This window comes from Amycolatopsis ultiminotia, from assembly GCF_039536925.1.
GTDB lineage: Bacteria > Actinomycetota > Actinomycetes > Mycobacteriales > Pseudonocardiaceae > Amycolatopsis > Amycolatopsis ultiminotia.
Genome location: NZ_BAAAZN010000021.1, coordinates 161,022 through 171,141, shown reverse-complemented (window position 1 = coordinate 171,141; position 10,120 = coordinate 161,022). Strand labels below are relative to the sequence as shown.

Genomic DNA, 10,120 nt, shown 5'->3' with positions numbered 1-10,120 from the left:
GCACTGTTCAGCCAAATGGTCGGCGCGCTGATCCTCTCCCGGGCGATCGCGGACGCCGCCCCGGACCTGTCAGACGAGGTACTGACGGTCAATCGGCGGCGGCTCAAGAAACGGTGACCACCGTCGTTCCGCCCACCCCGGCGCAGCGAGTCCGGCATGACGCGGCGGCGCGTCACCAGTCACGGCAGATGCTGCACGTGCCCCCGGCGGGGTTCGAACCCGCACTTGATCGAGTTTAAGTCGACTGCCTCTGCCGGTTGGGCTACGGGGGCCGTGGCCAACTTTAGCGGCCGCCGAAAATGCCGGAAGCCGGACCGCCGCGGTGGGCACGGTCCGGCTTCCGGTGCGGCGCTGTGGTTCAGCCCTTGGAGACGCGGGCGAACTCTTCCTTCGGGTTGTTGATCTGGCCCAGCGAGATGACCTCGCGGCGGAACAGGCCGCCCAGCATCCAGTCGAACAGGATGCGGATCTTGCGGTTCCAGGTCGGCATCGCCTTGAGGTGATAGGCGCGGTGGAACAGCCAGGCGGGGAAGCCCTTGATCTTCAGGTTCAGCGCGTCGGCAACGCCCTTGTGCAGGCCGAGGCTGGCGACCGCGCCGAGGTTCTTGTGGTAGTAGTCCTTCGGCTGACCGCCGCGGATCACCTTGATGATGTTCTTCGCCAGCAGCGTCGCCTGGCGGACCGCGTGCTGGGCGTTCGGCGGGCAGGTGGCCGTGGGGTCGGCCTCGGTGCGCGAGAGGTCCGGCACCGCGGCGTTGTCACCCGCGGTCCACACGTCCGGGTGGCCGACGACCTGCATCGCCGCGGTGGCCTCGAGCCTGCCGCGCTTGTCGACCGGCAGGTCCGAGCCGGCGAGCACCGGGTTGGCCTTCACGCCCGCGGTCCAGATGATCGTGTCGGTGTCGAACTCGGTACCGTCGGACAACACCACGTGGCCGTTCTCGAACGACTTCGCGGCGGTCGAGAGGTACACCTCGATCCGGCGCTTCTCCAGCTGCTGGACGGTGTACACGCCGAGCGTCTCGCGCACCTCGGGCAGGATCCGCCCGGCCGCCTCGACCAGCACCCAGCGGACGTCCGCGGGCTCGATGTTCGGGTAGTAGTTCTCCACCGCGAACCGGGTCATGTCCTCGAGTTCGGCCAGCGCCTCGATCCCGGCGAAACCGCCACCGACGACGGTGAAGGTGAGCAATCGCTTGCGCAGCTCGGGGTCGAGCGTGCTGGACGCCTCGTCGAGCTTGGTCATGATGTGGTTGCGCAGGTAGATGGCCTCGCCGATGGTCTTGAAGGCGATGCCCTCCTCGGCGAGGCCGGGGATCGGCAGGATCCGCGCGACGGCGCCGAGCGCGACCACGAGCACGTCGTAGTTCAGCGTCTCGATGTGGCCGTCGGCCGCCTCGACCGTGACGGCCTTGCGCTCGTTCTCGATCTTGGTGACGCGCGCGGTGAGCACGTGGCAGCGCTTCAGCACGCGGCGCAACGGCACGACCACGTGCCGCGGCTCGATCGCGCCGGCCGCTGCCTCAGGCAGGAACGGGGCATAGGTCATGTGCGGCTGCGGGTCAACGACGGTCACGGAGGCCTCGTTGGCACGCAGCATCTTCTGAAGCCCGTACGCCGTGTACAGGCCGACGTATCCACCACCGAGGACGAGGATCCGAGTCGGTTCCGACTTCGCAGCAGCCATGCCTTCATGGTCGCACTTCCGAAGCGGTATCGCTCGGGTACCCCACCCGGCTGTGACCAGCGTCGCCACCCAGGCGGTAACGATTCAGACGAGGCGGGCCCACGAGGCGGCGGCGGTCAGCACATCCACCACCATCGAGTGCGTCACCCGGCCGGTCTGGACATTGCGTGGTGAGACGTGGTAGCAGCTGAAAAGCCGCAGGTCGGCGAGCTGCACCTGGGTTCCGTGCCCGAACACCGGACGCGGCGACGGCACCGGCAGGCCCGCCGCGGCGAGCACCGGCAGCAGCGCCTGCCAGCCGAACGCACCGAGCACGACCACCGCCCGCAGCGTCGGGCGCAGCAGGGCCAGCTCGTCGGCGAGCCAATGCCGGCAGGTGTCGCGTTCGGCGGGGGTCGGGCGGTTGTCCGGCGGCGCACAGCGGACCGGTGAGACGAGCCGGGTGCCGCGCAGGATCAGACCGTCGCCGCGGCCGCGCGACTCCGGCTGTGTCGCCAGCCCGACCTCGTGCAGCACGCGGAACAGGAAATCGCCCGACGGGTCGCCGGTGAACATCCGCCCGGTGCGGTTGGCGCCGTGCGCCGAAGGGGCGAGCCCGACCACGGCCAGCGCGGCGTCCTGCGCGCCGAACCCGGGCACCGGCTTCGCCCAGTACTCGTCATCGGCGAACGCGGCGCGTTTGGTCACCGCGACCCGCTCGCGCCACTCCACCAGCCGGGGACACGCGCGGCACCCGATCACCGCGGCGTCCAGCTCGGCGAGCGTGCGCATCGGCCTCCTTCGGCTGGTGTCCGGCACACGGTAGCCGGGATAGGTTGGGCACCATGTCCGACACCACCGCCGCGGCCGAGACCGCCGAGAAGACCAGCGACGAGGAGACCAAGGCACCGGAGCCGGTCGACGACCTCGTGACGACGCAGCACACGCTCACCGTCAAGCGGCGCAAGCTCGCCTATACCGCGCAGACCGGGCGGATCGTGCTCCGCCAGGAGATCAAGAAGGACGGCAAGGCCGAGGGCCACCGGGCCAAGGCCGAGGTCTTCCTCACCGCGTACACCCTCGACGACGCCGAACCCGGCACCCGGCCGGTCACCTTCGCGTTCAACGGCGGCCCCGGCTCGTCCAGCATCTGGCTGCACCTGGGCCTGCTCGGACCGCGGCGGGTGCTCTCCGGAGACGTCGACGAGCTCGTGCCGCCGCCGTACGGGCTCGAGGACAACCCCGACAGCCTCCTCGTGCACAGCGACCTGGTGTTCATCGATCCGGTCAGCACCGGCTACTCCCGGGTGACCGAGGGCGGCGAATCCCAGGAGTACAGCGGGTTCCAAGGCGACGTCGAGTCGGTCGCGGAGGTCATCCGGCTGTGGGTCTCACGCAACGAGCGCTGGCTGTCGCCGAAGTTCCTCGCCGGCGAGTCGTACGGGACGCTGCGCGCGGCCGCGCTCGCCGGGCACCTGCAGGAGCGGTACGGGCTCTACCTCAACGGGCTGCTGCTCATCTCGTCCGTGCTGGACATGGGCACGCTGCGCTTCCACGAGGGCAACGACCTGCCGTACTCGCTGTACGTGCCCACCTACGCGGCGATTGCGCACTACCACGGCCTGCACGGCGAACGCCCGCTCGACGACGTGCTCGCCGACGCCGAGGACTTCGCCGCGAAGGATCTGCCGTGGGCGCTGTCCCGCGGTGCCCGGCTGTCCACTGAGGACCGCGCCGAGGCAGTGGCCACGCTGGCGTCGCTGACCGGGCTCACCGAGTCCTACGTGGACCGCGTGAACCTGCGGATCGAGCACGTCCGGTTCTTCACCGAACTACTGCGTGACCGTGGCCTGACGGTCGGCCGGATGGACGGCCGTTTCACCACCTGGGAGGTCGACGGCGGCCGCGAGCACATGAGCGACGATCCATCGGTGTCCCGCATCATCGGTGCCTACTCGGCCGGGTTCAACCACTACGTGCGCGCCGAACTCGGCTACCACAACGACCTGCCCTACGAGATCCTCTCCGGTGAGGTGTTCAAAGCCTGGTCCTACAAGGAGTTCGAGGGGCGTTCGGTGTCCGTGGTGAGCACGCTGAGCGAGGCGATGCGGGCGAACCCGTACCTGCGTGTGCACGTGGCCTTCGGGCATTACGACGGCGCAACCGCGTACTACGCGTCCGAGCACGTGCTCGCCCAGCTGGAGATTCCCGAGGAACTGCGGGACAACATCGAAACGGCCTACTACCCGGCGGGCCACATGATGTACGTCCACGAGCCGAGCCGCCTGCAGCAGTCGAAGGACCTCGGCAAGTTCATCACCTCGGCCTCGAACCGCTGACCGGTGGTGCCGCCTCGGTCTCGGCCGAGGCGGCACCACCGGCTCACGGCACCACGGAGCGGACCTCCGCGAAGTGACAGGCGGACAGGTGCCCGTCGGTGCGCGGCTCCAGCGCGGGCGTTTCGGTCGCGCAGATGTCGGCCGCCTTCCAGCAGCGGGTACGGAAGCGACAGCCGGACGGCGGGTCCAGCGGACTCGGCACGTCACCCTCGAGCCGGATGACCTGCCGCTGCCCGCGCACTGCCGGATCGGCCACCGGCACCGCGGACAGCAGTGCCTGGGTGTAGGGGTGCGACGGACGTTCGTAGATCTCGTCCTCGGTGCCGATCTCGACGATCTTGCCCAGGTACATCACCGCGACCCGGTTCGACAGGTGCCGCACCACACCGAGGTCGTGCGCAATGAACACATAGGACAGTCCGAACTCGCCCTGCAGCTCGCCGAGCAGGTTCATCACCTGCGCCTGGATCGAGACGTCCAATGCGGACACCGGCTCGTCGCAGATGATCACCTTGGGCCGCAACGCCAGCGCCCGCGCGATGCCGATGCGCTGCCGCTGCCCGCCGGAGAACTGGTGCGGGTACCGGTTGGCGTGCTCGGGGTTCAGCCCGACCACCTCGAGCAGCTCCTGCACCTTCGTCACACGTGAACCCTTCGGCGCCACGTCGGAGTGGATCTCGAACGGTTCGCCGACGATGTCACCGACGGTCATCCGCGGGTTCAGCGACGTGTACGGGTCCTGCAGCACGATCTGGATCTCCCGCCGCATCCGCCGCAGTTCCGCGCCGCGCAGCTTGAACAGATCCCGGTCCTCGAACGTCGCCGCACCGCTGGTCGGCTCTTCCAGGCGCATCAAAACCTGCGCGAGTGTCGACTTGCCACAGCCGGATTCGCCCACCACGCCGAGGGTTTCGCCCGGCATCAGGTCGAACGAAACGCCGTCGACGGCTTTCACCTGCCCGATCGTGCGCTTGAACAACACGCCCTGGCGCACCGGGAAGTGTTTGACCAGCTCCCGCACGCTGAGGATCGGCTCAACCACGGCTCTCCACCACCTCTTCGGCGAAGTGACACGCACTGACCCGGCCGAAACCGAGCCGGTGCAAGGACGGCCGCTCCTCGCGGCAGCTCTGTTCGGCACGCTTGCACCGCGGGTGGAACGGGCAGCCCGGCGGGATGTCCAGCAGGCTCGGCGGCAGCCCCTTGATCGTCTCCAGCGTCTGTCCTTTGAGGTCCAGCCGGGGCAACGAGTCCATCAGCGCCGCGGTGTAGGGGTGCCCGGGTGAGCTGAACAGCTCACGCACGTCGGCCTGTTCCACGATCCGCCCCGCGTACATCACCGCGATCCGGTCCGCGACCTCGGCGACCACACCGAGGTCGTGGGTGATCAGGATCAGCCCCATCCGGCGTTCCCGCTGGATCTCCGCAAGCAGGTCCATGATCTGCGCCTGCACCGTGACGTCCAGCGCGGTCGTCGGCTCGTCGGCGATCAGCAGGTCCGGGTCCAGCGCGAGGGACATCGCAATCATCGCGCGCTGGCGCATCCCTCCGGAGAACTGGTGCGGGTAGTCCTTCACCCGCCGTGCGGCGGCCGGGATGCGCACCAGTTCCAGCAGTTCGATCGCGCGGGCGCGGGCGTCCTTCCTGGACAGTCCCTGCCGGACACGCAGCTGTTCCTCGATCTGGAACCCGACGGTGAACACCGGGTTCAGCGCGGAAAGCGCGTCCTGGAAGATCATCGCGATCTCCGAACCACGCAGTTCGCGCCGCCGCACCGGACTGGCGGTGAGCAGATCCTCACCGCGGTAGCGGATCGCCCCGCCGGTGACCACCCCCGGCGGGGTGTCCAGGATGCCCATGATCGTCTGCGCGGTCACGCTCTTGCCGGAACCGGATTCGCCGAGCACGGCCAGCGTTTCCCCGGCGTGCACCGAATAGCCGACGCCGTTGAGCACGTTGGCCACCCCGTCCGAGGTGCGGAACTCCACGTGCAGGTCGTCGACCTCGAGCAGCAGCTCGTCATCCACTGTGGACATGGGCGCTACCTCGACTTCGGATCGAGCGCGTCGCGGATACCGTCGCCGAGCATCACGAAAGCGAGCACGGTGATGGTGACGAACGCGCCGGGGAACAGGAGCATGTGCGGGATCGCCCGGAAGTAGTCGCGGGAATCGCTGATCATCACGCCCCACGAAACCACCGGCGGCCGCATGCCGATGCCGAGGTAGGCCAGCGTCGCTTCGGCGCCGATGTTCGCGCCGAGCGCGATCGTGGCGTACACCAGCACCGGAGCAACGGTGTTCGGCAGCAGGTGCCGGAGCACGATCCGCGGGGTGCCTGCGCCGAGCGCACGCGCCGCCTTCACGTAGTCCAGCTGCTTGGCCACCAGCGTCGCCGAGCGCATGATGCGCATCGCCACCGGCCAGGACAGCACCGCGATGGAGAGCACCACCTGTACGACGATGGTGACCTGCCCGGGGGTCGTGCCCGGCGCGTTGAACGTGGTGAGGATGACGATTGCGCCGAGCACGAACGGCAGGCCGGCGAAGATGTCGCCGAAACGGGAGAACAGGCTGTCGACGAGGCGGCCGTAGTAGCCCGCGACGATGCCCATGAACGATCCGAACAGGACGGTCAGGACGGTCGCGAAAACCCCGACCAGCAACGAGGCCCGTGCCCCGTAAATGGTGCGGGTGTAGACGTCGTAGCCGAGGTTGTCGTAGCCGAACCAGGCGTGCGAGGACGGTCCTTCGTTCGCGTGCGTGAGATCGGCGGCGGCCGGATCACCGTGTGCGAACAGGCCCGGCGCGATCGCGATCAGCACCACGAGCAGGATGATCACCGCGGAGATCACGAACGCAGGCTTGCGGCGCAGCTGGCGCCAAGCGTCACTCCACAGGCTTCGGGGCTTCTTGGGGCCGGTCGCGGAATCGTCCACACGCGACAGTTCCGCCGCGTCGACTCCCCCGCCACCGACGAGATTGGGGTCAGTCATAACGGATCCTCGGGTCGAGAACGGCGTAGAGCAGGTCAACGATCAGGCTCATCAGCAGGTACACCAGCACCAGCAGCACCACGACCCCGACGACGGTTGCGCTCTCCCGGTTCTGGATGCCGCGGAAGATGAGCCCGCCGAGACCGTTGATGTTGAACACACCCTCGGTCACGATCGCGCCGCCCATCAGTGCGCCGAGATCGGTGCCGAGGAAGGTGAGCACCGGGATCACCGAGTTGCGCAGCAGGTGGATGCCGATCACCCGGCTGTTCGGCTGGCCTTTGGCGATCGCGGTGCGGATGTAGTCCGAGTGCCGGTTCTCCGCGATCGACGTTCTGGTCAACCGCGCGATGTAGGCCATGGACAGGCTGCCGAGCGCAATACCCGGCACGATCAGCTCACCGAAGGAGGGATCGTCGGACACGCTCGCGTCGATGATGCCGAACTCGGTGCCCAGCACGATCTGCAGCACGATCGCGGTCACGAACACCGGCAGCGAGATCAGGAAGGTGGTGGAGACCAGCACCAGGTTGTCCAGGAAACCCTTGCCGCGCAAGCCGGTCAGCACGCCGGCGGTCAGCCCGATCACCGCCTCGATGAGCACCGCGATGAGCGCGAGCCGCAGGGTGATCGGATAGGAGTTGGCGATCAGCTCGCCGACCGAACTGCCGTTGAAGGTCTCGCCCCAGTCGCCGGTGAACAGGCTGCCGAGGTACTTGAAGTACTGCACGATCAGGTTGTCGTTCAGGTGGAACTTCTCGGTCATCAGGTCGATGTAGGCCTGTGGGCAGGCCTGCTGACCGCATTTGCCGGAGAACGGATCCCCGGGCACGGCCCACACCAGCGTGTAGATCAGGAACGTGGTGCCGAAGAACACCGGGATCAGCTGGAGCAGGCGGCGCAGGACGTAGCGAATCATGCATGGTTCCTAGGAATGCGCGCCGGGTTCGCGGGCGCCCGGCAGCCCGGACGCCCGCGAACCGCGTGGTGGGAGCGGATGGTCAGCGCGTCACTTCGTGACCTCGACCGACGAGAGGTCGGCGCGGCGGCGGAAGTCCAGCCCCGCGGTCTTGGCGTGCTTGGACTTCGCGGCAACGCCCTTCTCGTCCCACACCGGGATCGAGGGCAGGTCCTGCGCGACCAGGTCCTCGGCCTGCTGGTAGAGCTTCACCGCGGCGTCCTTGTCCGCGGTCCCGTCGGCTTCCTTCAGCTTCGCGTCGACTGCGGGGTTGGAATACACCGCGTCGTTCGAGGACGCCCCGGTCCGGTAGAGCGGGTTGAGGAAGTTCTCGATCGAGGGGTAGTCGGCCGACCAGTCGGAACGGCCCATACCGGTGAGCTTGTGCCCGGTCACGATGCTGCGCCACTGGCCGAAGTCGGTGGCGGGCACGAAATCGCATTCCACACCGAGGGTCTTGTTGATGCTGTTGCATGCGGCCACCAGCGGCTCCTTGCGGCCACCGTCGGCGTTCGAGGCGATGGTGAGCTTGCCCTTGAAGCCGGACTTCTGGAAGAACATCTTCGCCTGCGCCGGATCGAACTTGCAGAACTGGCACACCCCCGGCCGGTAGCCGGGGATGCCCTGCGAAACGTAGCCGTCGGCAGGCACGTAGGTGTCGTTCATGACGGTCTTGGTGATCTGCTGGCGGTCGATCGCGAGCGAGATCGCCTTGCGCAGGTCGAGGTTGTCGTAGCCGGGCACGTAGTACGGAATGGCGATCGTGCTGATCCCGAGCAGGTGGCCGGTGACCAGGTTGTCCTTCAGATCGGCCTTGTACTTGTTGCCCGCCAGCGCCGAGGGCGGCAGCGTCTCGATGAAGTCCAGCTTGTTGCTCAGCAGGTCCTGGTAGGCGGTCTCCTGGCTGGCGTAGATCTTGATGTCCAGGTCCTTGAACTTGACCTTGTCCTGGCCCTGGTAGCCGTCGAAGCGGGTCAGTTTGATGTCCGCGTTCGGCGTGCGGCTGACGAACTTCATCGGGCCGTTGCCGATCGGATGCTGCGCGAAGGCCTTCGGGTCCTTGAAGAACGCATCCGGCAGCGGCGCGAAGGCGGTGTAGCCGATCTTGGTGCCGAAGACGGAGAACGGCGCGGTGAGCGTGACCTGGAACTCGTAGTCGTTCTTCACCACCAGACCGGACATCTTGTCCGTGGCCGGCTTGGCGTTCTCGTCGTCCGGGTGCACGTCGGAGTAGCCCTGGATGTTCTCGAAGAACGTGCTGTTGATCTGGCCGTTGGGCGAGTAGGCGCCGTAGTTCCAGGCGTCGACGAAGTTCTTCGCCTTGACCTCGGTGCCGTCGTGGAACTTCCAGCCGTGCTTGAGCTTGATGTCGTAGACCTTGGAGTCGCTCGTGGTGATCGAGTCGGCCACCTGGTTGTACGGTTCGGCGTTGTCGCCCTTGAAGCCGATCAGCTCGGCGAACATCGGGTCGACCGCCTTGCTGCCGCCCAGTTCGTTGGTGTTCGTGGGGATCAGCGTGTTCTGGGGCTCGGTGCCGTAGACGGTGAACGTCCCGTTCGGGTCGGCCTCGCCCGACGAACCGCTCCCGGAACCGCCACCACAGGCAGTGAGTACGAGTGACAAGGTTGTCACCACCGCGGCTGCTGCCCGGAGCCTGGTTGAACCCCGCATGTCCCCTCCGATTGTCGACGTCCGAAAAGTGAGACGGACGTTATCGGCGAACGGTCGTTCGGAGCCCGGTTCACGGGTTGCAAATGCATGACAACACGGTCCGTCACCCGGTTGGCAGACTACTTACGACGGTGATCACGGTGCGTCACACCCAGAGCCCGCCTCGACCGGCGAGCGATGGTGACTTTCCGATTGCGATCCACTGCGGCCGGTCGCCACTCGACGCGATCGGGTGGGGACTCGACGCGACCTGGCCCTGCGCGGCCCGGCGCTCTTGTACGCGGAGCGTTCGGCCCGGCGCAGTCGGTCGCCGCTCGGCGCGACCGGGTCGGGGCTCGGCGCGGCCTGGCCCGACCCAGCCGGGTCGAAGCTCAGCGCGGCCGGTCGCAGCCCGACGCGACCTGGCCCGACCCAGCCGGGTCGAAGCTCAACGCAGCCGGTCGCAGCCCGACGCGACCTGGCCCGACCCAGCCGGGTCGAAGCTCAACGCA

General features: G+C 67.7%; 8 protein-coding genes and 1 tRNA gene. 1 reads left to right on the top strand and 8 read right to left on the bottom strand.

Going from position 1 to position 10,120, the window contains the following annotated elements; translation table 11 throughout:
* Window positions 1–198 precede the first annotated feature (198 nt).
* From ABD793_RS35555 to ABD793_RS35545, 3 genes are all read right to left on the bottom strand, one after another.
* Window positions 199–272 (bottom strand) — tRNA-Leu (locus ABD793_RS35555).
* Window positions 273–358: 86 nt separating this feature from the next.
* Window positions 359–1,687 carry an NAD(P)/FAD-dependent oxidoreductase gene (locus ABD793_RS35550; RefSeq protein ID WP_344867762.1) on the bottom strand — a complete coding sequence of 443 codons (1,329 nt, stop codon included), beginning with the start codon at window positions 1,685–1,687 and terminating at the stop codon, window positions 359–361.
* A gap of 84 nt (window positions 1,688–1,771) precedes the next feature.
* Complete coding sequence (locus ABD793_RS35545; RefSeq protein WP_344867761.1) at window positions 1,772–2,458, bottom strand: uracil-DNA glycosylase; 687 nt, start codon at window positions 2,456–2,458, stop codon at window positions 1,772–1,774.
* Window positions 2,459–2,511: 53 nt separating this feature from the next.
* On the opposite strand from ABD793_RS35545, the gene ABD793_RS35540 reads away from it, so the two are divergent.
* Entirely contained in the window at window positions 2,512–4,005 is a 1,494-nt protein-coding gene (locus tag ABD793_RS35540) for a S10 family peptidase (RefSeq protein ID WP_344867760.1), read from the top strand.
* 43 nt (window positions 4,006–4,048) lie between these two features.
* Here the strand turns inward: ABD793_RS35540 and ABD793_RS35535 are convergent, their stop codons facing one another.
* The 5 genes from ABD793_RS35535 to ABD793_RS35515 all read right to left on the bottom strand — a co-directional run bounded on the left by ABD793_RS35535 (window position 4,049) and on the right by ABD793_RS35515 (window position 9,629).
* A complete protein-coding gene (locus tag ABD793_RS35535; protein WP_344867759.1) occupies window positions 4,049–5,047 on the bottom strand; it encodes an ABC transporter ATP-binding protein in 999 nt (332 codons plus the stop codon).
* Window positions 5,040–6,041, bottom strand: coding sequence for an ABC transporter ATP-binding protein (locus ABD793_RS35530; RefSeq protein ID WP_344867758.1), 1,002 nt, complete (start codon window positions 6,039–6,041; stop codon window positions 5,040–5,042). The genes ABD793_RS35535 and ABD793_RS35530 overlap by 8 nt, the downstream gene beginning before the upstream one ends.
* A 5-nt stretch (window positions 6,042–6,046) precedes the next feature.
* Window positions 6,047–7,000, bottom strand: coding sequence for an ABC transporter permease (locus ABD793_RS35525; RefSeq protein WP_344867757.1), 954 nt, complete (start codon window positions 6,998–7,000; stop codon window positions 6,047–6,049).
* On the bottom strand, window positions 6,993–7,919 hold the full coding sequence (locus ABD793_RS35520) for an ABC transporter permease (protein ID WP_344867756.1): 927 nt from the start codon (window positions 7,917–7,919) through the stop codon (window positions 6,993–6,995). Before ABD793_RS35520 ends, ABD793_RS35525 begins: the two co-directional genes overlap by 8 nt.
* Window positions 7,920–8,009: 90 nt before the next feature.
* Complete coding sequence (locus tag ABD793_RS35515) at window positions 8,010–9,629, bottom strand: peptide ABC transporter substrate-binding protein (protein ID WP_344867755.1); 1,620 nt, start codon at window positions 9,627–9,629, stop codon at window positions 8,010–8,012.
* Window positions 9,630–10,120: the final 491 nt, after the last annotated feature.

Bases quoted from the DNA above. Each gene is read 5' to 3' on its own strand.
- ABD793_RS35530 (WP_344867758.1), bottom strand. From the start codon at position 6,041: ATGTCCACAGTGGATGACGAGCTGCTGCTCGAGGTCGACGACCTGCAC.
- ABD793_RS35525 (WP_344867757.1), bottom strand. From the start codon at position 7,000: ATGACTGACCCCAATCTCGTCGGTGGCGGGGGAGTCGACGCGGCGGAA.
- ABD793_RS35540 (WP_344867760.1), top strand. From the start codon at position 2,512: ATGTCCGACACCACCGCCGCGGCCGAGACCGCCGAGAAGACCAGCGAC.
- ABD793_RS35545 (WP_344867761.1), bottom strand. From the start codon at position 2,458: ATGCGCACGCTCGCCGAGCTGGACGCCGCGGTGATCGGGTGCCGCGCG.
- ABD793_RS35520 (WP_344867756.1), bottom strand. From the start codon at position 7,919: ATGATTCGCTACGTCCTGCGCCGCCTGCTCCAGCTGATCCCGGTGTTC.
- ABD793_RS35550 (WP_344867762.1), bottom strand. From the start codon at position 1,687: ATGGCTGCTGCGAAGTCGGAACCGACTCGGATCCTCGTCCTCGGTGGT.
- ABD793_RS35515 (WP_344867755.1), bottom strand. From the start codon at position 9,629: ATGCGGGGTTCAACCAGGCTCCGGGCAGCAGCCGCGGTGGTGACAACC.